Below are 23,384 nucleotides of genomic sequence, written 5' to 3'. Positions count from 1 at the left end.
ATTAAAAATCGTGGTTAATGATTTTTAGAAACTGTATGGTATTTTTCTTTTACGATGTAATAGGCTTGCTTTGGTGTTCTGTTAATTGTAACAATACCCCAATATTCTTCATTTGGTGTGCCGTCATAGGGAACTCCGCTACTGTTTGGAGCCCATCCTCCAGGATCTAGTTGATTGTTGTTACCCGCTTTCCATAGTTCGTCAACAAAGGCAAATAGCGTAACTCCAGAACAAATGTTTTGATTGTTGAAAATGCTTTTTAGGATGTTTTTAGTAGCATCTGCTTGTGCTTTCTCATTGACTCCCTTAGCGTAGTTTAGTTTTTCAATCGTCATATAACTATCAGTACCTGCTTCCGATAAATACATCGGTTTATCAGAGATAGATTCCCATTCAGAGAATATTTTTTCTGGGTTGTCCCAACGGTATACATTCATGCCCCAAACATCAATACTTGGCGACAATTCCAATGCCAAAGCATCTGGTAATTCGCCATGGGCAGTTGTGATAGGATGCGTTTGATCAATTTTTTTTATTTCATTCGCAGCATTGTTCATCGCGTTATACCAGTTTTTTATGGCCCCATCGAACCATTCAGGATGATAGTTGTATTCATTGCCAAGTTCCCACATTAAGATTGCGGGGTGGTTTTTAAATTTTTCTATATACTGTAAATAACTTCCTGATCGTATATCATAATTGCCATTTTGGTTGTACCCAAAACCGATGATGATTTTCATATTGGCTTGATGAATCTTATCTAAAACTGTTCTGTCGTGTATAGGTTGGTACACACGTATCGTATTGATGTGTGCTGCTTTCATGAGTTTTAAATCCATTTCTAAATTGGAGAAACTTCTGCTGTCTTCGCCTTTAGAAACAGGATGATAGCAAATACCTCTGATAGCATAAGGTTGTTTGTTCACAAGGATAGATCTCTTATGAATCGAGATTTTATCTTGAGTTTTATCTTCACCACAACTAACAAAGCTGAAGCAGATCACTAGAATTATGTAAATGATTTTTTTCTGCATGTTTATTAATAATGTAACTGTTCAGAATAATTTTCTGGTAATTGAACTTGGTTTAAAAGCGCTTCCAGATTCCCTTGGTAAGTTTTTTTAATGGAATGTCCATTTCTTGAAAGTCCTTTAAAATTTCCTTGATCTACTAAATCCCATAAAGCATATTTTGCTTCTCCGTTTAGGGTGAATAATCCAAAATGATTCTCTGATCCTCCCGGGTTATTTGCATCTTTCCATGGTTCATCAAAAGCCTCAAAATAGAAACAGGATATGTTTTTAGAGTTTGTCCATTCCCTCATAAGGTTGTAATAGATAGCTTCTTTGTATTCGTCTGTGGCCTTAGATCCTTCATTCCCATAGAGTTCATTTGAGTAACTAGCCCATCCTGTTTCACCAATGTGTATGGGTTTGTTCGCACCAATGTTTTGCATATAGTTTTTTACACTTTCATATTGTGAAATAGCGTAATTTTTAGATCTTGACATTAGGGAGTCAATTTTATGAATTGATGTTAGTTTAGATTCATCATTTTCTAAGCCCCAAAATATTGGATGGTAATGCGTGTCATGCATAGGATAGGTATGCATAGAAATATAATCAACAGCATGAATCAGATTATTTAAATCTTCTGTGTGGTATTCTCCGTCACCTCCACCCCAAGAGGCAAAATTATCGGAACTTGTAATCCAAATATCTGAGGGTAATTCACCTGATTTTTTTAACTCTTGCAAATGATTTACCCATTTTAAAATTACTTTGGGTTGTACATAATAGCTTGTAGCCCATTTCACCATTGCTTCATTTCCTACAGCAATAATTTTTACAATATCTGCATGTTTTTTAGCTAGAGAAACGGCTCTGTTTATTTCGTCTTGGTTGAATTCACTTTCTTGATTATGGTCAACTGGGTATTCTGTCCAGGCATTTTTACAATCAATCCAAGCTCCAAGCATTACATACATTTCAAAACTTTTATCTTCTTTTTTTAATTCTGTAATGGCTTGTAAAATGTTTTTTGCTTGATCCAGTTGAACGTTATAAGTTCTGATAATTTTTACTCCCATAGCAGCAAGAATTTTCATGTCGTCTTTAAGTTCGTTAAAACTAGGTTGGATGGATCTAGAGTTTTGACGATATCCTCCGTAAGACATCGCTAAGTAATCTGGATTTCCTAATATTTCTGAAGCAGTTTTATTCATGGTTTTATGCTTATTTGAACATCCTAAAAGAGAAAAACTAATAAGCACAATAAGAAGTGATTTATTAATAATTCGCATTTATGTAAAATTTATTTAGTGATTGATACGGTTATCTGCTCAATCTCTCCAGAACGACTAAAGAGTTTATTGCTTATATTTTGCTCAAGTTCTTGTTGGTTAATTGTAATTTGTTGCTTGTTTGAAAGTGCGATTTCAATTGTGTTTTTGTCGCTCAGTTTATAGATGATAGGCGTTTGACAGTAAGTAAAGCATAAGGAGTTTTTCTCAATAAGCAATTCTTTATAAGTTCCCATGAGGTTTTTGTATCGAAAAGTTTTGGCTTCTTTTAAAAATTCCTCTTTGCGTAACATAGTAGGGTTAAAACCAATTTTCCCATTTTTAACATAGATACCTAGTTCACCGAATCTACTTAATACATCTTCCTTTACTTGCCCTGTCATTCCAGGTTGTTGTGCTCCTTTTCCTCCAGGAGTATGTGAATAAGGGTCGGTAGGGAATGCTCCGTATAATTCAGGAGATTTGTGTACTCCGATTCCTTCATTGGCCTCGTAGTAATGGTCAAATAATCTTCCGATAATTTTTGAGTCTTCTTGCTTTTCAACAGCAACTAGACAGGTTTCTTGAATACTTAAAACTAATTTTGAGACCATGTGCCAATAGATGGATCCTAAACCTTCGTATCCAAAGAAAGTACCTGATCTACCTGTAAAAGATTTGTGATCAAAAATTTGTTCAAAGGATTGTAATAGGTAATCTGTATCTTTTTCTACAAGTGCGCTATAGCTTTCAGATAATTTATTTAAGGCTGATTTTAAGCTATCTGCATTGTTAAAGTTTGCATTAAAATGGAAGTTTCCATTAGCATCTTTTTCAACAATTGTTGAGTTGCCATCATTTAGAAGCTGAGCTAATAGTTCTGAATTGTTAATGGTAGTCTTGGAAATATTATTTTTTAAAGAAAATCTTGGAAGGTCTTTGTTTGGATATAAAATATAACTGTACTGATCTTCTCTAAATAGGGCGCTATTTTTTAAGGCATCTAACAATTCTAAAGAGCTTTTTCCTGAAATAAAACCAGAACTTAAAACAGCCACTTGACCTTCTAGCATTTCTGGTAGATAGGAGATAGAAATCTCATAGTCATTCTCAATGGTCATTAAATTATAAGAATGATATAGATTATCTTTCCTTTTATTTGCGACGATTGTTTGATCTAAATATTCTTTAGTAAGTGCAAAGAAATTTAATAGTTCTGATTTAGTAATTGATTTTTTATGACTCGTAAAACCATTTTCATAAATAGAATTTCTATAAGCACTTCCAGCACTTCCTAATCCATCCAAAACATTTTTTCTATCAGCATCTGAGATAGTTGATTTTAGTATGTTTTTGTTCTCATCTAGACTTTTAACAACTTGATGGAAAAACTGAGCTAATTCTTCTGAAACGCCATTGTCTTCCGTTGAGGTTTTTTTTACAATTTCTTCGAAGAAATTTAAAAATCTTCTTAAGTAATAGAGGGTAACCATAGAAACTCCATTTCCAACCAAAGCATTGTTTGCATCATTCCATTCAGGTCTTTGCGTATTCATCCAAATTCCCCCTTCAGGAATAAAATTAGAAACTTTCGCTAGCACAGTAGCCAATAATTTTTCAATCATATTTACTTTGTAAACAGAATGAATTTTATCTGTAATTAAAGCTCCATCTGCGCCAAGCTGGTTTCTTCTTTGATTGATTTCATGATCTAGTTCCTCATCAAAAACAATTGTGTCTTTTGAGTTTTTCAGAATGTCTTCGTAGCTTTTTATTTTATAAGGAACATTTGCATATACAAAAATCTCTTGCTTGAAGTAGGTTTCTAGTTTGTCTGGATAATGATTTTCAATAAACTCTAAAAACTTAAGAAGGTAAATGATTTGATGATCTCCCCAATACCCAATATAAGACCAAGGATCATTAGGTTCAATAATTTCCCAATCAAAACCATCTTTGGTAACTCTATATGGGTTGTAACCATCAAAAGTAGTAGCATTCAAAAATTTGTGAATCATACTATCAATGAATTCTGGATAGGAGTGAGCAAGGGCCTCCCAGTTTTGGAAAATATCTCTCCAATTCCCTTCGTAATCTAATATTTTGGTTCCATCATCACTTGTTGTGTTGATTGAGAATTTGTTCCAAGGTCTACTCGGATCTCCGTGTCTTCGGCTAAATTTTAAAGGCATATATTCAAAAGCCAGTCTTATAAAATTTTTGTCTCTATCATTTTCTGCAAATTCTTTTAAAAATTTTAGTGTAAAAATTTCAGGTAGTTGCTTCAGAACTTCCTCTCTTTTTTTGAAAACTTTTTTGTTCGCCTTTGAGATGTATTTGATAAAATCTTGCTTTTCTATATTGTAGTCATTGTCAAAAATCCCACCTCTCATGATGTTGAAAAGTGTGTTTGAGAAATGTCTTGTGTTTCTCAATTTATCTGCAGATAATTGAAGTCCATCAGAAGTTGAGGTTAGGTCGATTAAATTTTGGGTTCCTTGTTCAATATCGAGTTGTAAAACTTCAGAAAGATTTTTATCGGATTTAATCAAATTAGATATTTCGATGATATTCACCATGGTTTGGTTTACATTGGCAACTAACATCCACTCTTTTCGCTCTTCTGGGTACAATTCGATTTCGGTAGAAACGAAATAGGCACCTTTTTCAGCTTTTATATCTTCCTCTTGATGTAGTTCTTTTCCTTTTCTAAAATTATTTAGTTGGGAAGATGAAATTAGATATGTTGGATTGTCAAGACCCGTTGACCAAGCTATGTTTGCTTTTAACGCCTCACTTGGCTCTGCTTTGTCAACTATAATTGCACTTAAAGCATAGATTCCTAAACCTACTTCTGCTTCTAATTCACCTTTTTTATAGGCGTCAACTAGATTACTGCGGCTGTTTTGTAAGTCTGAAGTTACTCCTGCAGGAATTATGTTTTGAATTCCATCAATAAGTTTTATGCTGATGGAATCAGTTGAGTTGTTGATTAAGCTAGATTTTTTTACAAACCCATATTGATTACTTGAATTCCATTGGTACCTAAAGGTTACACCAAGGTCGATATTGATTTCTTCAAAAATAACTTTATTTCCAAAGCTGTTTTTGTAGAGGTTACGCTGCGTGTTATACAGTCCTTCTTGTCTTATGGAAAAAGGTTCCCAAAGAAAATTATTTTCATTTTTTTGGATATGAAAAATTGATTTGCTTCCTGTGATATCAGCCGATTCAGTAATTTTATCATCTGTGTAATATGGAAATAAGGCAAATTCTGAATTTTTTCTTCCCGCGGTTAAACCACCATTACTAGAAATAAACATCCAATGATTAGAGTCACTTACAATACTCATAAAAAATGGACGCATTTCATCACTGTTTGTGATTTTGTAATATTTTTCGTTTTCAAAAAAAATCAATTTACCTTCAATTTTCGTAGATTCTAAACGAGTTTTTTTGTTTTCTAGGTTGATGTCAGTAGTCTTCATTATATGTGTTTAAAAACAGTAAACTAGCACTGTTGTTTTAGTTATTCTATTAAGAAAGGAATGTTGGTGGTTGCCACATTATTATCTTCGTCATTGGCATAAACGAACAATCGATATGCACCCTTGTTTGGAGTTTTAAATTCAAATTTTCCTTCTTTATTTTTTAAAATTTCAACTTTAATTCCAATAGGTTTTTGTTCTAAATCTCCTCCCTCTTTCAAATCGGTACTTTCTTTTAAGATTTCCCAGGTATAAGTAATTTTGTCATTGTCAGGATCTTCAACAACGATAGAGGCACTAGCTGAGGTATTGGATTTTAGTTTTATATTATGATAAGCAGTTTTTCCGTTTAAGTGAAAACTCTTAACCTGCGGAGATCTGTTTTCTGGCCATTTATTATTCCAGATATAATGCATTACATCTACAGATTCTGTTTCTTTTCCATTGGGAGAGAAAATTCCATACCATGTAGGGGTTCTTTCCTGTTTTTGTCCCCACAAAAAGACATAAGATCCTAAACATTGTGTTTTATCAACTGCGATAGCTTTATTGTATCGGTCTAAATATTTAGCAGCTTTGATAGTACTGTTTTCTTCAATAGGAGCACCCCATTCAGTGGTTGGTACTTCCCAATGACCTGTTGCTCCCCATTCTGTAACAATATATGGTCCAGTCCACCCAAACTTTTTTATTCTCATTGGGAGTTCAGGTAAATCGGCATACAATTGAATAGAAAGTAGGTCTAGATCCCCACACCTGCTTTTGATAAGGTCAACTTCTTTTTGTTGTATTCCTGCTAGTGTAGTAGTGGTTAAGTGGTTTGGGTCTATTTCATGAATCATTTTGGAAATATCATTAACAGCATTCCAAACTTTAGGATTGGTATGATGTAGATTCAATTCATTTCCAATAGCCCAAATAAGGAGTGCCGGATGATCTTTTAATTCTAAAACTTCTGCTTTAACCCGATCAAACTGTGCTTGTACAGCAGCTTTGTCATTGTAATCAAAACCATGTCGTTCCCTGGCAATTTCTATACCCATTGTTACATAAAGTCCTTTGCTATGCGCACTATCTAAAACTTCTTTTCCCGATTGCTTTCCATTATCAGTTCTCCAGGTTCTGAAGGAGTTGGCATTATGATTTGCAAGGGCGTCTATAGCTCCAAATTCCAAACCGGCTCCTTTAATATAGAATGGTTCATTGTTTACCTTTAGCTTAAAAGCTCCATGTAGGTTTTCGATGGTAACTTTTGCTGGCTTCATTTGTTGCCCATAACTTGTTTTACCTACCAATAGGAAAACAGAAAGCAATATTATTGTTTGAAATGTTTTCATTTAATTTTGTATTAATAGGTTTTCAATTTCTTCTAAACTTCTTCCTTTAGTTTCTATCACAAACTTGAAAACAAAAATTAAAGAAAGAAGTGCCATGATGGCATATATGGCAAACGTTAAAGTTGGCCCTAGATTTGTAAGTTCCCAAGGGAAGAATTGTGTTACGGTGTAGCTGACAAGAGAGTTGAAAAAACCGACAACGGATATGGCAATCCCTTTTATGTTTCCCGGGAAAATTTCAGATAACATCGTCCACATAACAGGGCCCAGAGAGATGGCAAATGCGGCTACATATAATAAAATAGCAAATAGTACCAGTGTGGCATTTATTGAAATTAGACTTTTTATTTCATTTTGTTTAAACTCTTTTAATTGAGGTATGTTTAGCAAGGGATCTACCGCTTTAAATAACTCGTTTTGGTTATTGTACTGAGATCCTTGTAATGATGAAATGGCATTTGAAATTTCTGTATTTTGTATTTTTTGTAAATTATTTTGATTGATATCGTAGGTGGCATTATTGAATGCAATTGTTGCCATTGTAAGGGCGATTGTCATGCTTGCCGTTCCTATTATTAATAGTGGCTTTCTACCTAGTCTGTCAATTAAAAAAATTGCTACAAAAGTAAATACTAAGTTGATGAGGCCTACAACGATGGCCTGTAAAAATGAAGCGTCAGAGCTACCACCCGCCTGTTCAAAAATTGTTGGTGCATAATAAAAAATTGCATTGATACCGGTTATCTGTTGAAAGAATGCTAAACCAAAAGCGATTAATAAAATTTTACTAAACTTGCTTTTAAACAAATCTGAGATAGATCCTGTTTTTACCTTGCTATTTTTTCCCTTAATGATTTCTTCAATGGTTTCAATAGCAAAATCTTTCCCTCCAATTTTGATGAGTATTGTTTCGGCAAGAGATATTTTATTGAGTTTTTGAATAAGCCATCTAGGACTTTTAGGAACACCAAAAAGAGCTAGGAAATATATAACTGCGGGAATTGCTTCCACTCCTAGCATCCATCTCCAGCTTTCACCATCTAGATCTTTTAAATAATAATTGGAAAAGTATGCGACAGAGATACCTAAAACTATATTAAGTTGATTTAAAGATACTAGGCTACCTCTAAGTTTCGGTGGGGCAATTTCTGCGATATAGATTGGTGCAATTAAAATTGCAGCGCCAATTCCTATTCCTCCAATGATTCTTGCTATTATAAAAATATAATATTCAGTTGCTAAAGCAGACCAGACAGCAGAAATAGTAAATAGAATTGCCGTAAGGATAAGTATTAGTTTTCTACCATATCTGTCACTTAGTGGGCCAGCAAAAATATTTCCAATCATTGCGCCAAATATCACACAACCTACGGAAAAACCTAATTCCCAGTCCGACATGTCAAAATAATTTCTTATACCTCCTACAGCTCCAGAAATAACGGCGCTGTCAAATCCTAATAAGAATCCTCCTAAGGCAACTATAAAACTGATGGTAATGGTATAAGATTTTTGCATAGTAGTAAGGTTTAGTTGTTAGGTTTCAAAACAATTGATTGAATTGAGTGTGCTAATGCATTAGCACTGGCTGTTTTCCCCTCTAATTCGATGGTGAAACTTTGATTTTCGTCACCTTGGTTCATCACGATAATAACAATACTATTATCAATGTTTTTAAATGCTGTTGAGAGTATTTGATTACCACTCGAGACGCTTGAAATTCGTTTAGCGTCAGGTCTAATAAATTTTGAAAAATGACCTATGTAGTAATAAGAATTTGTGAAAGTCAATTCTCCTGTCTCTGTATTTCCATGTACAGGTGAAAAACATAAATTTCCCACATGATTTGGCCCTCCATTTTGATCCAAAAGAATATTCCAGTCTGTCCAACCTACAGTTCCATTGTTGAAATCATTGATCATAGATTTTCCATATCGTTCCGCTAATTTCGGATCTTCGTTTATTATTCTATTGATGTCATAACTTTCATTACAGCCTTCTGTAAAGAGTAGCTTTTTGTCTGGGTATGCTTCTTGTACGTTTTTTACTTGGTCAAACATAGGTTTTCCATCCTTCCAGTCTTCATACCAGTGGAAACCAGATCCCCATGCGTATTTTGATGCTTCAGGATCGTCAAAAATTGTGTTGGCTCTCTGAAATAATAAATCTCTATTATGATCCCAAACAACTATTTTTTTATCTCCTAATCCTTTGTTTTTTAAAGTAGGACCTAAGTTGTTTTTTAAAAAATCTCTTTCTTCTTCGGCAGTGTAAATACAAGATTCCCATATTTGCTTCGCCATAGGTTCGTTCTGAATGGTCAATCCCCAGATAGGAATTCCTTCTTTTTCATATGCTTTGATAAACTTAGCATAATAATTTGCCCATGGTTGGTAAAACTCTTTTTTTAGTTTGCCACCAAGTAACATATTGTTGTTTGTTTTCATAAATGCCGGTGGACTCCACGGACTTACATAGAAGGTAAGTGAACCTCCAGCTTTTTTTATGGCTTTTTTTATAAAAGGTATTCTTTGCTCTTTATCTTGAGCAATAGAAAAGGTTTTTAGTTCCGTGTCACCTTCTTTTATATAGGTGAAACTTTTTGAACCGAAATCACAACTATGAATGGAAGTTCTCCCAAGACTATATCCTATTCCTTTGTCTTTGTCGAAATAGCTTTCTAAAACTTTTTCTTGAGCTTTTTTAGGCAGTTTAAAAAAAGTCTCAGCAGACGCATCAGTTAAAGCTCCTCCAATTCCAAGTAAAGTCTGAAATTGTCTTTTAGGATTTACTACAATCACCACTTCAGTTTCAGTCGCTTGTTGAAAATCAGAGAATACAATATTGTCCGTTTCAGTAAGTTTTAAATTGCTTTTGTGTGCTGTGGTGTATATGTTAGATGTGTAGTCGATTGAAGTTTTGTTAGGTTTTACAAAAAATAAAAACAAAAGTAAAATAGGAGCACAAATCGCCCATAGAACGTATTTTTTATGTGAAAAATATGTCATAACTGTTAGGTTGTATTGTATTAAGAGTTGATTAAGTGAAAAGAGGGAAACCAATGATTTCCACACTTTTCCGCTTAACCAAACTTAATTTTATGTTTATGCTGTTTTTGGCTATTGATATACTCTTACGTAATCAATTTCCATGGTGCTTTCGGTAAAAGAAGAAGGAATGTTTCCTCCTAGGTCTCCACCCATCGCAATATTTAAGATTAAAAATTGTTTAGCCGTGTAGGGCCAGTTATTTGTGTTTTTGTCAGCAGGGTTGTAGGTAAAGTGTTCAACTCCGTCTACTGTGAATTCAATTTTCTCTGGCGTCCATAAGATTCCATATACATGAAATTCTGAAGTAGCATCTTGAATGTATTGTTCTTCACCAAAATATCCACCTCCATGACCAGCATTATTGTGTATGGCACTAGAAGTCCATCCTGGTCTATTACCAACATGTTCCATAATATCAATTTCTCCACATTCAGGCCAACCAACAGAAGTTATGTTTTCTCCTAGCATCCAAATTGCAGGCCATGTTCCGCCACCTGAAGGTAGTTTTGCACGTACTTCAACTTTTCCGTAAGTAAAGCTAAATTTGTTTTGAGTAAGCATTCTTGTAGAAGTATATTGAGATCCTCTATAAAGCTCTTTAATTGCTGTTATTTTTAAAATGCCATTTTCTACACTAACATTGTTTTCATCGCCATTAGTATAATATTGTTCTTCATTATTACCCCATCCATTACTTCCAGTTCCTACGTCATAACTCCAGTTAGAAGCACAAGGGCTTCCATCTTCGTTGAATTCATCTGCCCATATCAAAACATCGTAGTTTCCTGTTGCTGTATTTGTTGTTGCACCATGGCAAGATGTAGGGTTTTCAGTTGAACCACCATCTGAGTCTGAACTACCACAGCTAAAACAGAATACAAGTGATACAAACAGGAGTTTTATTATTGGATTGTGTTTGATGTTTTTCATTATAGATGATTTGATAGTGAGATTTTATTAAGACCTGAACCCAATTTTGTTACATGGGTTCAGGCTTAAATATTTGAAATGTTACTTTATTAAAGTTGTGATTTCTTATTTGTTAAAATAGATGTTGTCTACCCAAATAGTTCCAAAACCAGCTTCATTCCAAGGATTCCCCGCAAGTTTAAATTGAAAAACTTTTGTTAAGTCTCTGCCTGTAAAATCACTTAAAGGAATATCAATTGAATTCCATTGATTTGGTGTTAAGGTTTTTGTAACAGCTATTTCACCAGTATCATCAATTAAGAAAATATCTATTCCAGCAAGATCGGATGTATAAATGTCAAAATGAAGATTTGTCATTGTACTTACATCAGTAGTTCCGTATTCAATTCCTTGATAATTGATATTACCATATTTGATTACATCATTTCCATCAACTGTTTCTGCTGCATATGAACCTGCTTGTCCCCAACCAGGGTTAAAGTTTGTTCCAACAACATCAGTATATGCATTACTGTATATTGATATTACATTTGCAGCATCAATATTTGGAGTTGTTGCCGCGGTAGAAGGTCCAGTCACAGCAGGACATCCATCTTCTGTGTCAGCCGCTACATTAGGACACGCATCATCTACATCATTTACCCCGTCTCCATCTGTATCGGTGTCAGGAACAGAAGCTCCAGGAGTACCCTCTCTTGCGAATTTAAATTGCCATACACCTGCACCATAATCACATTGTACAGTCATTGTATTTTTGTCTTGAGAAAACGAAACACTAGTATATGTAACACTTGTAACAGTGCTTGCGTTTGCTAAGTCAAATTCAACATTAGCTACTTTTGGTAAACCTAAGAATGCACCTGAACCAGTGATAACGATTGTACCAGCTGCTTCATCATGTGACCAAGTCGCTGTTGCCGTTCCGTCGTATGGAGCAACTGGCGAAGCACAAGCTTCTGGATCCGTTCCAGACCATGGTTCTCCCCAAGTTTGATCTCCCAAGGTGTTTTTAAAACTACCATCCGCTTTGAATTCGTAAACATCATCGAATAAGCAATCTCTTGTAACAATATCACCTAAACTACTTGACCACCAACCTAAATTGGTAGCTGATTCTCCTACAGCTAAAGCTCCTGCTTCATGAAGTAGAACCCATCTACCTAAAGCATCCGTTGTAGGAGCCTCAAATGCGGCGATAACTACGTCTTTAGATAAACTAACATTTTCAGCAGAAGAGGCAGAGGCAGTTACATTAATGCTATAAGTAGTAGCCATATCTGCGTTTGGATAAGTATAAGATACAGCAGGGCCTGCAGTAGCTAATACATCAGCATTATTTTCTGCTGCTGGATCACCAAAGTCTACAGAGTAACTTGAACCACCTGTAGATGATGGGAGTACAGAAACAGAGTTTCCGGTAATTGTAGCTTCGAAAGCTAAGTTCGTAATTGTTGAGGCATCACCTCCTGTGTTGTCGTCATCGCTTTTACACGCAACAGTAAGACTTAATGCTAGTAGGAAATATATCCCGTTTTTTAGTAATTTCATAATGTCTGTTTTTAATTTAGTTTATATTTGGTTTTGCTTATTCTCTATATTTGGAAGACTCATAAGAGTTTTATCGGTTGATTAATATCCAGGATTTTGTCCCCATCTTGTAGTTGCATTCGCTAGGTCTAATTCTACGGTAGGGATTGGGAATATTTCATTTTTATTGGTTTCATATGTGATTTCTTCAAAAACTTCAGATCCTGAAATACTTGCATTATATGCTGCGAAAGCTGCTTCTGCTTTACCAGTTCTTACTAAGTCAAAGAAACGATGTCCTTCACAAGATAATTCTAGTCTTCTTTCGGTATATATTGCTTCTAGCAAGTCGCTTTCTCCGTTGTATGGGTAATCATGGCTATTGTCTCCAAAAGCTCTTGCTCTCACTTCATTTAAGTAGGTAGTTGCGTTTGCTCCTGAACTTTGAGCTTCAGCTTCAGCTGCCATCAATAAAACATCAGCATATCTTATTGCACGATAGTTGTTTTCGTAATTCAAAGGGTCACTACCATTTCTCGTACTTTCATTTTCCTGAGTAGGTAAATATTTTTTTGAAAAATATCCTGTATTTTCACGACTTACCGTGTAGTCAGTAGTAGCTGGTTGTAATAATGTAACATCTCTCCTTACATCTCCCGTGTCAAAAGCATCATACAATTGTTGCGTTGGTAAGCTAATTCCCCATCCAAACTTGTATACTGGTCCAGAAAAGTCTCTCGGAGCATTGTTTTGAGGTAGATAATTACCTTCACTACATTGAATACAATCCCAGCCAGCTCCTTCAACACTTGTGTATTGAACTTCGAAAACGGCTTCATCGTTGTTTTCGTGTTCGTTTTCAAAAAGAATTGTGTAGTCTACTAGACTATACAAGCCACTGTTGATTACAGCATTTAGTTGTGTAGCAGCATCACTGAATTTAGATGTGTCGTATTTACCATGATATAAGTAAACTTTTCCTAGTAAAGATTGAGCAGCACCTTGTGTTATTTCATAATCTTCAACAGTATCAGATTTTAAAGGTAAGTCAGGAATTGCTTGTTTTAAATCTTCTTCGATTAATGAATATACCTTTGCTTGACTTCCAACTCTATTGACCTCGTATTGCTCTCCTAGAAAAATTCTTTTGTTAAGTATTCTTGTTCCTGATTCGTCTAATAAAAGAGGAATATCCCCAAACCATTTCGTTAATTCAAAAGTGTAGTAAGCTCTTAAAAAGTAAGCTCTTGCAATAATTTCTTCCTTTCCTGTAAAATCAGTTTTATCTTGAAATTCTAAAATGAAATTAGCTCTGTTTAAAGCAGCATACATAAACCCCCAGATATCTCTTAGTTGATTGTTATCAGCAGGAGTATGATCCATTTTATCTACTCTTTGCAAAGTTGGTTGATCATAGGTGTTTGGATCACCTCCAGTAATTACATCGTCAGAAGCTATGGTAGCAACCATAACATTTAGATAAGTAGTTTGCAGCATGTCATAGGCTCCAATAAGTGCTTTTTCATACTGCTCAGGACTATTAAAATAGTCGTTAGCTGTCTCACCTTTTGGTGTAAGTTCTACAAAATCATCACAAGCTGTAAGTGAGCCAGCACAGATTAGGGCAATCACACAATGTGTGATATAATTGCTAGGTAGAATATTTGAAATAAATTTTTTCATGTCTGTTCGTTTTTTCAATTAAAAGCTTAGGTTAAGTCCTAACATGTATGTTCTCGCAACTGGATAAAAACCTCTGTCGATTCCTCCTCCTACAGGATCCCCAGAACTAGCCGATGGGTCATAACCAGAATACTTGGTGAAGGTGTGTAGATTGTTGGCAGAAACATAAACTCTCAGTTTATCCATTCCAATTTTTGAAATTTTATCTTGAGAGAATGAATATCCGACTTGAACGTTTTGAATTCTTAAGTAAGACGCATCTTCCACAAAGTAATCTGAGAATAAATCTGTATTTACTGAGGCCCCAGAGGTAACCCTTGGCGTGGTGTTGCTAGGGTTTGTTGGGGTCCAAGCATCTAATATTCTTGTGCTTTTGTTTGCGTATAAATTAACACGTTCATAATCTCGAACCATGTCGTTACCAAGTGATGCAATTGCAGAAGCACTAAAGTCAATGTTCTTATAGTTAAATCCAAGATTTAATCCCATTGTCATATCAGGAATAGGATCTCCAATGTAGGTTCTATCGTCTTCAGTAATTTGACCGTCGCCATTTGTGTCAGAAAATCTTAAGTCTCCCGGTTGTACTGTTTCAGTGTGATATGTTCCATTAGGAGCGGCAGCGTTTAGAGCATCGATTTCAGCTTGGGTTTGATAAATACCTTCAGTTTTGTATCCATGAAAGTATCCAATGGGAAGTCCTGGAGTCATTCTAGAAGGTAGAATTCCAGATCCAACCGCAAAAGCACCTCCTTCAATAAACCCTGCAAGGTTACTTACTTCTGTCACTTCGTTTTTTAGTGTAGATAAGTTGAAACTAGAGGTGAAATGAAAATTTTCTGAAAAATCGTCATTATAACTAATTAAGAATTCAACTCCACTATTTTTTACAGAACCAGCGTTAATTACTGGTGCAGATGCTCCAATTCCTTTAACACCTGTTAAACCAGAAGCTTCAGCAGCAATTAATAAATCTTCAGTAGTTTTATTAAAAGCATCAACAGAAATTCCAATTTTGTTGTCGAAAATAGAAAGATCGAAACCGATATTTCCTGTCACTTGATTTTCCCATTTTACTTCAGGATTAGATAGTCTACCTTCGGCAACTCCAATAAGTAAATCATCTTGTGTTACTTCTACATTGTTGCTATATACTCCTTCACCGTCAAGACGAGATATAAAGGCAAAGTCGGCTATTTTATCATTACCAATAACTCCATAACTAGCTCTTAGTTTAAAAGAGTTAATTACTGGGTTGTTCTGTAAAAAAGCTTCTTCTGAAATATTCCAACCTACTGAGGCAGAAGGGAAATAACCAACAGCATTGCTTGGTCCAAAACGTGACGAGGCATCTCTTCTTATTACTCCAGATATTAAATATTTCTGTTTGTAGTTGTATTGTAGACGTGTAAATACAGAGAATAAACGGTTCTCAAATTGATTGTTACCCAATTCTTTTTGTGAATCATTAAATCTTGGGAAAACTGTTGTTGGATCGGCATTGGAAATACTTGCTCCATTCCAAGAATTAACTGGAACACCATCGATAGTTAAATCATTTCCAGATTGACCTGAATAAAAACCTTTTTCAGCCCAAATAGAAGTGGCTAATAAAACTGTTAAATTATGGTTTTCATTAAAAGTGTCTTGGTATGTCAAATAGTTATCCCAAGTGTAATCGTCATATTTGTCTACATTGTTTGTATATGAATTTCTATTTTCATTATTGGCTGATTTTCCACCTCCATAATAAGCTAAAGGCCTCATTACATTGCTCACAACCACTGCATGGTTCATTTGGTATTTTGAACTTGCGGTGAATTTATTTAAGAATTTGTAATCTAAACCTAAAGTTGGACTGATCTTGTCTGTGAAGTTTCTATTGTATGTATTAGAAATTTGAGCCAATGGGTTTGAAACTTCAATTGCACTTGTTCTAACGATTCCGTATCCATTTCTCAATTCTTCGTATCCAGAATCAGGTAAGGGTGTAGGGTCTTTTACTAAGGTTAGAGGATCAGCATTTGTAGCATTATACAAAATGGCTCCAATGCCCCCTTCAGGTAAAGAGTTTTTTTCTTCATGCGTATAAATAGCGGTCGTAGATAATTTTAAATTTTTAGTGATGTCATATTGTAAATTCATTCTAGCAGTTAATCTATTGTAGTTTGATTTGTCCCCTCCAACAATACCATCTTGATTTAGATAAGATGTACTAAAAGAATAAGCTAACTTTTTTGTACCCCCACTAACGTTGATATTCGCGTTGTACATAGGAGCGTTTTGGAAAACTTCTTTTTGCCAATCTGTATTTGCTTTTATCGGTTCAGTGGCGCTTACCCCTGGCTCAAATATTTCACCTGTGGTGGGGTGAATAAAAAATGTATTCGTACCAGATGCATCATTGATGTATTGTGCAAAATCTTTTGCCCCTAATAAATCTAGAGATTTGCTGCTTTGTTGAAAAGCATAGTAAGTGTCAACATTTACTTTTAAATCACTTTCAGTTCTACCTTTTTTAGTTTCAATAAGGATAACTCCATTTGCGGCTCTTACACCATAGATACCAGCAGTGGCATCTTTTAAAACGTTTACACTTTTAATATCATTTGGATTGATCACTGACAATTCTGTAATTGGGTTTCCATCAACTAAAATTAATGGTCTGCTATCTCCATTGGTTGAGACTCCACGAATTCGAATGTTTGCGCTAGCACCTGGTGCTCCAGATGAAGATGTAATATTTACACCTGAAATTTGTCCTTGCAACGCCTGCTCCACACGAACGGGATTCAGTTTTTCAATTGCTTTGGAATCAACCACAGCCACGGCACCTGTAACTTCTTTTTTTCTTTGAGACCCGTATCCAACGACCACTATTTCGTCTAGTAGTTGATTGTCAGGAGAAAGAGTAACGTTGATCGTTGATTGTGAATCAATAAGTATAGTGGAGGATGCAAAGCCAATGTAGCTTATTATAATAGAGTCTCCTTTTTCCACAGTCAGTTGATAGTTACCATCAAAGTCCGTTGTGGTTCCTGCATTTTTACCCTGAACTAAAATGTTAGCTCCGGCGATAGGAAAATTGTCCTCTGAGGAAATTACGGTTCCTGAGATTTGCATTTGCTGAGCAGTGACTGATGCAGCTGCGCAGAAAAACAAAAAATAGAGTAATTTAATTTTCATTGGTTTTTGGTTTTAGTTAAATCAATTTCCATTTAAATGGAATCTTTTTTAATTTCTTTCGTTCGTTGGAACTGAAATTTCGTTAGTTGGTTGTTTTTTGTAGATAAAAGTCTCGAGCCTTTTCCTAATTTTAAAACTTATTTATAACCTTTATATGAACTTTATTTGAGGTGATAAATAACGAGAATAGTTTTTGCTAAATCTCTATCTCTAAATTACGAACGTAAAGATGTAAACAATAAAAAAACACCTATACATAGACACTACAAATAATATTTTTTTTAATGTAAAATTTACAATAAACAATATAATATACTTAAAAACAGGTGCTTATAAAAAACCTAAACCAATGTTAATAAAACATTGGTTTAGGTTTTTTTGTTGTTGAAAATTGATTATGTTAAGGTAATGTATGAGAAAAAAGAAGACTATATTTCTAAGATATGATGAATTAAATTGTCTTTTTTTGCCAATCCCATCTTTTTTCTAAGACGGTAACGTTTTATTTCAACACTTTTGTGGGAAATATTTAGTAACGGAGCTATTTCTTTTGAGGATAGGTTTAATCTCAAATAGGCACAAAGACGCAAATCATTTGGGGTTAATTCAGGGTATTTATCTTTTACCTTGGTAAGAAAGTCTTTATCAGCATTGTTAAAGGCTTCTTGGAATAGTTTCCAATCACTAGTGTTATTTAAATTTTTATCAATTATTTTAATAACAGGTTTTATCAAATCGTTGTTTTCAAGCTCTGTTAGCTCTTTTTTAATACTATTGAGGAATTCATTCTTTTTTATAATGCTCATGGTGGATGCAGCTAATTCACGATTTTTACCTTCAATATCCCCACGTAATTTGTCGTTACGCAATTTCATGATTTCTTTTTCGTTTTCCAGTTGAGAACGTTCAAATTCTCTTTGAGTTTTATCTAGCAGTTCTTGTTTTTGCCTTTTGTAATACTGTTTATAAATATTATGAATGATAATAATGAAAATAATGGATAAGACTAGATACAACAGAATAAACCGGTTGCTTAAATACCATGGTCGTTCAATGGTGAAATCAAAAACTATTTCATTTGAAGAAATAATGTTACCAACCATTGCCTTTGCTCTGAAGGTGTATTTTCCAAAAGGTAAATTTTTAAATGAAGCCTTGCCTTCATTTGTCCACTCGCTCCAGTGTTTGTGTCTCCCCTCTAATATAAATTGATATTTGATTTCCGAAAATTTTTCATAGGAAGGAGCGCTAAATGAAAAATCAAGGTTGTTGTATTGGTAAGAATAGTTGTTGTTGTTTATCAACGGAACTATTTCAGTAAGATCATTTAATTGTCTCTTTTCTACTTTTGTTAATTCAATTTTGTATTTTTTTTTGTTAAGTTTCTTAGTGTCAATGATAAGAAATCCAAAGGAAGTTCCTAAAAGATATTTTTCTTCTGAAAGAGCAGTTATATTTTCAAAGCCTATATAGTTTTTTCTTAGTTTTGTTGGTAGGTAAATCTTTGTTACCTCTGGGGTTGTATTGATTTTTCCTGGCGAGAAATACAATATGTTTTCTTCGGTGAAGGCCCATAGTTTTGAATTATTAGTGTTTACAAGTTTCCCAGAGACATAAGTTTCGTTTGTTGTTAATGGGATATGGAATATTGAGTCGATTTCAAAAGTATCCGAGTTTCTGTTGTATTTTAAAAGTCCCTTGTCGAAATGGTATAACAGGGAGTCTTGATAGTTTACGATACTTGATTTTTCACCTTTTAATTGCGTGTTGATTTCTATATTTGTAAAACTTGTTTTTAGATCATTTAGATCTAATTTGTAAATTCCTTTTTGTTCGTGTGTAACTATCAGTTTTGATGGGGTTATAAACTCGAAATACCTACTAGAAATATCAAAATTTTTTATTTTATGTGAGAAACTCCAGATGCCATTATTCTTTTTTAAGATGCAGAACCCTTTGTAATTTCCTTGTATTATTATGTTTTTCGATTCTGGAATCATTTCTAGTTTCCAAGTTCCAGGAACGGAGGATATCAGTTTGGCTTCATTTTCCTTAATTGTAAAAGTCCCAGAATTATGACCACAAAAAAGCGTGTTGTCTATGAGTTGGAGATTCCAAACTTGACCTTCTGTACCAGAGATTAATTGAAAATGATCTTTTGAATGGTTTTTTCTGTAAAACAAACCTTGGTTTGTTCCAAGGTATAGAAAATCTTTGTGTTTTAAGGAGGTGTATGTAGTTCCGAGTTTACCGTTTTTGTCATAAAAAACTTGAAATGGTGCATTGTAATTTAGGCAGCTAATACCGTTATCAAGTCCAGCCCATATGTTTTGGTTGCTGTCTTCAAAGATATTTAAAACAGTATTGTTGTTTAGTCCTTTTTCTTGGTCTATTTTTGCTACAATGTTACCAAATTGATCAAGCTCATATACCCCATGAGATATAGTTCCAATTATGATTTTTTTATCTGTGGTCTCCAAGCAGCTATAAACACTAGTATTAGAGAGTACAGAGTCTGATTTAGTTTTCCATTTAGTAATTTTATTGTTTTTTAAAATGAAGAACCCTTTTTCTTGTGTTAGTATTAAGAGGTTTTTGTTGTGACTAAAAATACCCACAATGATGTTTTGTTGTACAATTTTTTCGTTTGAAATTAATTGACTTTCTCCCTTTTCAATTTTGTATAATCCATCGTTAAATTTTTGAAAATATATAGTATTGTCTATGTTGAATATTTTGGATAAGAGCGTTTTAGAATTGATGATTTTAAATTCTTTATTTATTGAATTGTAGATATATATTCTATTTAAAGATTGGAATAGGATCCATTCTCCCATTTCAAGAATATTCCAAAACTCTTCATCTTCAATAAGGTTAAGATTGTGTTCTTTGGAGAGAGAGTGGTATCGTAAAATACCGGAGTTGTTCTTTTTCCAATAACCAAAATCCATATAACAGCCGGTATAGATTTTTTCATCGATTACTTTTACCGATCTAATAATAGAGTGATTAGGAGAGTTGTATAAATTCCATGATGCACCATTGAACTCTAGCAAGCCTTTGTTGTTGGCAACATAAATAAAGTTGTTTTCTGTTTGAGAAATTGACCAGTTTTGGTTTTCTGCATTGTAAGTTTCAGGTGTATAGTTAAGAATTGGAGGTATTTCTTGTGATATACTGTTTGTAAAGGTGAAAATAAATAGTACAAAGAGTGTCTTTTTGATGTGGTACAACATAAAATGATAGCTAAGTTTAGTAAAAATGGTATGTGTGGTTGATTTAAATTTACAAAAAAAATATAATATAATTGTTGATTCACCTTATATGTAGAGTGTGTGTTAAGTTATTTATGAAGGAAGGGTTGTTTGATTATATGATTTTATCTTTTTAATTCTTTAGTGTTTCATAACTTTGTGGAAGTATGGAATCGGAAAATGGAACAGATCTAATAACTTCAAGGAAAATTATCCATGTAGATATGGATGCTTTTTTTGCATCTGTAGAACAATTGGATAATCCAGAGCTAAGAGGGAAGCCGATTGCGGTAAGTGGAGGTGAGATCAGAGGCGTTGTTTCAGCAGCAAGCTATGAGGCTAGAAAATTTGGCGTTAAATCTGCAATGGCTGGGGTTTTAGCCAAAAAGCTATGCCCAGATTTGATTTTTGTACCTGCTAGGTTTGAGAGGTATAAAGAGATTTCTAAAAAAATTAGAAAAATATTTTTTGAATACACAGATTTGGTAGAGCCTTTGTCTCTTGATGAGGCATATTTGGATGTTACCAAGAATAAAAAAGGGATGGTTTCTGCCACACATATTGCGACTGAGATACGAAATAAAATAAGGGATGAAGTTGGTTTGCATGCTTCTGCAGGGATTTCTGTCAACAAGTTTATTGCAAAAATAGCTTCAGATATAAATAAGCCTAATGGACAAAAAACGATTCCAGAAGAAATGGTTACCTCTTTTTTAGAGGAATTGCCGATAGAAAAATTTTATGGAATTGGAAAGGTAACAAGATTGAAGATGTTTAAATTAGGCGTTTTTTCAGGAAGAGATTTGAAGTCAAAGTCTAAAGAATTTTTAATAACCCATTTTAATAAATCTGGAGCTTATTATTACGATATTGTTCGTGGTATTCATAAAAGTGAAGTACAGCCTAATAGAATCAGGAAATCGGTTGCAGCAGAGCATACGTTTTCTGAAAACTTAACTTCTGAAGTTTTTATGATTGAGAAGTTAGAACGTATTTCCATAGAGTTAGAAAAGCGCCTTTTAAAAGCAAATGTTGCCGGGAAAACAGTAACGTTAAAAATTAAATATAGTGATTTTACTCAGCAAACTAGGAGTAAAACATTGCCTTATTTTGTGAAATCAAGGTCAATATTATTATCGACAGTTAGAGAATTATTATATCAAGATAAACTTAAAGATTCGGTTAGGTTGTTAGGTATTTCTGTGACTAATTTAAATAGTGCTACAAATAACAATAAGACGGTTGCCGATGTTCAACTAAAATTAAAATTTTAACTGATGCAATTAAAATTAAAAAATAAATTAAAGTTTGCCTGTGAAAGTTTTGTGTCTTCAAAAATGGATACAATTCAAAAAACGATACAATCAAATAAAGAATCTTTAGATTCAGAGTCAAAGAGCTCAGCAGGTGACAAGCATGAAACAGGAAGAGCCATGTTGCAACTTGAGATGGAGAAAGCGGGTCAGCAATTAAGTCAAGTGCGTCAAATGAAATTGATGGTAGAAAAAATAGATGTATCTAACTTATCTAAGATAGCGGCATTGGGTTCTGTGATTAAAACAAATTTAGGCACTTATTTTATGGGAATTAGTATCGGTAAGATTACAGTTGCAGATGAAGATTATTTTGTAATCTCTCCTGGATCTCCCTTAGGTCGTTTGCTGTTGGGAAAGAAAGTGGGGGATGTTTTTTCTTTTCAAGAGAAAGAATATCAAGTTGTTGAGTTGTTTTAAATCAATTTTATGTTTCTTTTTATATTGATTGCTCTTTTATTGATTTTTTTGTGGTTGTGGTTTTTTATTTGGTATCCGAATAATAAAAGTTTGTGGAAGAAACCAAGCGTGCAATTCTCTGACGAGTGGAGGGAAATACTTATAGATAAGGTTCTTTTTTATGTTTCTTTAGGGGATTCCGATAGAGCGAAATTTGAATTAAGAGTGCAGGAGTTTTTGTTGAATTGTAAAATTATTCCGGTAAGGACAAGTATTGATGATGTAGATAGGTTGTTGGTGGCTGCGAGTGCAATTATTCCCGTTTTTGGATTTAAAGATTGGAGGTATTATGATTTAGAGAAGGTGTTGATTTATCCGACTACTTTTAATGAAAAATTAGAGACAGTTGGAGCTGGTAGAAAAATTTTAGGCATGGTTGGAAATGGTCCTATGGATGGAAAAATGATTTTATCTAAAGAAGCCTTAAGGATTGGATTTAAAAATGAATCAGATAAAAAAAATACGGCAATTCATGAGTTTGTCCATTTGATTGATAAAAGAGGGGGGACTATAGATGGACTTCCTTCTGTGTTGATGCAGAAGCAGTATGCAATTCCTTGGTTGGACTTTATAGATTCAAAACTGAAAGAAATTTATTCTGGTGATTCAGATATTAATCCTTATGGTGGTACAAATAAAGCTGAATTTTTTTCAGTTGCAAGTGAGTATTTTTTTGAAAGACCAAAATTATTAAAAAGAAAACATCCCGAATTATATAACCACCTGAGGTATTTTTTCAATCAAGATATGTCTGAGAGAAAATTAAATCCTAAAACAGTTGAGATAGGTAGAAATAGTCCATGTCCTTGCGATAGTGGAATGAAATTCAAAAGATGTTGTGGTTTAAATTAAAAAAAGCTGCTTGAGGTTTCTCAAGCA

General features: G+C 34.0%; 14 protein-coding genes. 3 read left to right on the top strand and 11 right to left on the bottom strand.

All coding sequences use genetic code 11. The annotated features are described in order from the left end of the window. Positions 1-14 precede the first annotated feature (14 nt). From AC2DZ0_RS09955 to AC2DZ0_RS09905, 11 genes are all read right to left on the bottom strand, one after another. Positions 15-1,034: a glycoside hydrolase family 2 TIM barrel-domain containing protein gene (locus AC2DZ0_RS09955; protein WP_484641585.1), complete on the bottom strand. Its 1,020-nt coding sequence runs from the start codon at positions 1,032-1,034 to the stop codon at positions 15-17. A gap of 5 nt (positions 1,035-1,039) precedes the next feature. Then, a complete protein-coding gene (locus tag AC2DZ0_RS09950) occupies positions 1,040-2,224 on the bottom strand; it encodes a glycosyl hydrolase family 17 protein (RefSeq protein ID WP_484641583.1) in 1,185 nt (394 codons plus the stop codon). 89 nt (positions 2,225-2,313) lie between these two features. After that, positions 2,314-5,769, bottom strand: coding sequence for a hypothetical protein (locus tag AC2DZ0_RS09945; RefSeq protein WP_484641582.1), 3,456 nt, complete (start codon positions 5,767-5,769; stop codon positions 2,314-2,316). A 41-nt stretch (positions 5,770-5,810) separates the two neighbouring features. Next, a complete protein-coding gene (locus AC2DZ0_RS09940) occupies positions 5,811-7,106 on the bottom strand; it encodes a glycoside hydrolase family 2 TIM barrel-domain containing protein (protein ID WP_484641581.1) in 1,296 nt (431 codons plus the stop codon). After that, on the bottom strand, positions 7,107-8,621 hold the full coding sequence (locus AC2DZ0_RS09935) for a sugar porter family MFS transporter (RefSeq protein WP_484641580.1): 1,515 nt from the start codon (positions 8,619-8,621) through the stop codon (positions 7,107-7,109). It lies immediately after the preceding gene. A gap of 11 nt (positions 8,622-8,632) precedes the next feature. Continuing rightward, entirely contained in the window at positions 8,633-10,111 is a 1,479-nt protein-coding gene (locus tag AC2DZ0_RS09930) for a glycoside hydrolase family 30 protein (RefSeq protein ID WP_484641578.1), read from the bottom strand. A 111-nt stretch (positions 10,112-10,222) separates the two neighbouring features. Continuing rightward, positions 10,223-11,083, bottom strand: a complete 861-nt coding sequence (locus AC2DZ0_RS09925) for a glycoside hydrolase family 16 protein (RefSeq protein ID WP_484641577.1) — start codon at positions 11,081-11,083, stop codon at positions 10,223-10,225. Positions 11,084-11,188: 105 nt separating this feature from the next. Continuing rightward, entirely contained in the window at positions 11,189-12,631 is a 1,443-nt protein-coding gene (locus AC2DZ0_RS09920; RefSeq protein WP_484641576.1) for a hypothetical protein, read from the bottom strand. A gap of 81 nt (positions 12,632-12,712) precedes the next feature. Continuing rightward, positions 12,713-14,293: a RagB/SusD family nutrient uptake outer membrane protein gene (locus AC2DZ0_RS09915; RefSeq protein ID WP_484641575.1), complete on the bottom strand. Its 1,581-nt coding sequence runs from the start codon at positions 14,291-14,293 to the stop codon at positions 12,713-12,715. A gap of 18 nt (positions 14,294-14,311) precedes the next feature. Then, complete coding sequence (locus AC2DZ0_RS09910) at positions 14,312-17,479, bottom strand: SusC/RagA family TonB-linked outer membrane protein (protein WP_484641573.1); 3,168 nt, start codon at positions 17,477-17,479, stop codon at positions 14,312-14,314. A 428-nt stretch (positions 17,480-17,907) separates the two neighbouring features. Further along, a complete protein-coding gene (locus tag AC2DZ0_RS09905; RefSeq protein WP_484641572.1) occupies positions 17,908-20,715 on the bottom strand; it encodes a triple tyrosine motif-containing protein in 2,808 nt (935 codons plus the stop codon). A gap of 185 nt (positions 20,716-20,900) precedes the next feature. On the opposite strand from AC2DZ0_RS09905, the gene dinB reads away from it, so the two are divergent. The 3 genes from dinB to AC2DZ0_RS09890 are packed head-to-tail and all read left to right on the top strand — an operon-like array spanning position 20,901 to position 23,357. Beyond that, positions 20,901-22,007 carry a DNA polymerase IV gene (dinB, locus tag AC2DZ0_RS09900; RefSeq protein ID WP_484641571.1) on the top strand — a complete coding sequence of 369 codons (1,107 nt, stop codon included), beginning with the start codon at positions 20,901-20,903 and terminating at the stop codon, positions 22,005-22,007. A 3-nt stretch (positions 22,008-22,010) separates the two neighbouring features. Next, a complete protein-coding gene (locus AC2DZ0_RS09895) occupies positions 22,011-22,466 on the top strand; it encodes a GreA/GreB family elongation factor (RefSeq protein WP_484641569.1) in 456 nt (151 codons plus the stop codon). A 9-nt stretch (positions 22,467-22,475) separates the two neighbouring features. Further along, positions 22,476-23,357 carry a zinc-dependent peptidase gene (locus tag AC2DZ0_RS09890; protein WP_484641568.1) on the top strand — a complete coding sequence of 294 codons (882 nt, stop codon included), beginning with the start codon at positions 22,476-22,478 and terminating at the stop codon, positions 23,355-23,357. Positions 23,358-23,384 lie beyond the last annotated feature (27 nt).

The sequence above is a fragment of the Flavicella sp. IMCC45668 genome (genome assembly GCF_057219105.1).
The sequence above is the reverse complement of the archived record's forward strand: the minus strand, read 5'-3'. Positions and strand labels throughout refer to the sequence as shown.

Bases quoted from the DNA above. Each gene is read 5' to 3' on its own strand.
- AC2DZ0_RS09955 (WP_484641585.1), bottom strand. From the start codon at position 1,034: ATGCAGAAAAAAATCATTTACATAATTCTAGTGATCTGCTTCAGCTTT.
- AC2DZ0_RS09950 (WP_484641583.1), bottom strand. From the start codon at position 2,224: ATGAATAAAACTGCTTCAGAAATATTAGGAAATCCAGATTACTTAGCG.
- AC2DZ0_RS09945 (WP_484641582.1), bottom strand. From the start codon at position 5,769: ATGAAGACTACTGACATCAACCTAGAAAACAAAAAAACTCGTTTAGAA.
- AC2DZ0_RS09940 (WP_484641581.1), bottom strand. From the start codon at position 7,106: ATGAAAACATTTCAAACAATAATATTGCTTTCTGTTTTCCTATTGGTA.
- AC2DZ0_RS09935 (WP_484641580.1), bottom strand. From the start codon at position 8,621: ATGCAAAAATCTTATACCATTACCATCAGTTTTATAGTTGCCTTAGGA.
- AC2DZ0_RS09930 (WP_484641578.1), bottom strand. From the start codon at position 10,111: ATGACATATTTTTCACATAAAAAATACGTTCTATGGGCGATTTGTGCT.
- AC2DZ0_RS09925 (WP_484641577.1), bottom strand. From the start codon at position 11,083: ATGAAAAACATCAAACACAATCCAATAATAAAACTCCTGTTTGTATCA.
- AC2DZ0_RS09920 (WP_484641576.1), bottom strand. From the start codon at position 12,631: ATGAAATTACTAAAAAACGGGATATATTTCCTACTAGCATTAAGTCTT.
- AC2DZ0_RS09915 (WP_484641575.1), bottom strand. From the start codon at position 14,293: ATGAAAAAATTTATTTCAAATATTCTACCTAGCAATTATATCACACAT.
- AC2DZ0_RS09910 (WP_484641573.1), bottom strand. From the start codon at position 17,479: ATGAAAATTAAATTACTCTATTTTTTGTTTTTCTGCGCAGCTGCATCA.
- AC2DZ0_RS09905 (WP_484641572.1), bottom strand. From the start codon at position 20,715: ATGTTGTACCACATCAAAAAGACACTCTTTGTACTATTTATTTTCACC.
- dinB (WP_484641571.1), top strand. From the start codon at position 20,901: ATGGAATCGGAAAATGGAACAGATCTAATAACTTCAAGGAAAATTATC.
- AC2DZ0_RS09895 (WP_484641569.1), top strand. From the start codon at position 22,011: ATGCAATTAAAATTAAAAAATAAATTAAAGTTTGCCTGTGAAAGTTTT.
- AC2DZ0_RS09890 (WP_484641568.1), top strand. From the start codon at position 22,476: ATGTTTCTTTTTATATTGATTGCTCTTTTATTGATTTTTTTGTGGTTG.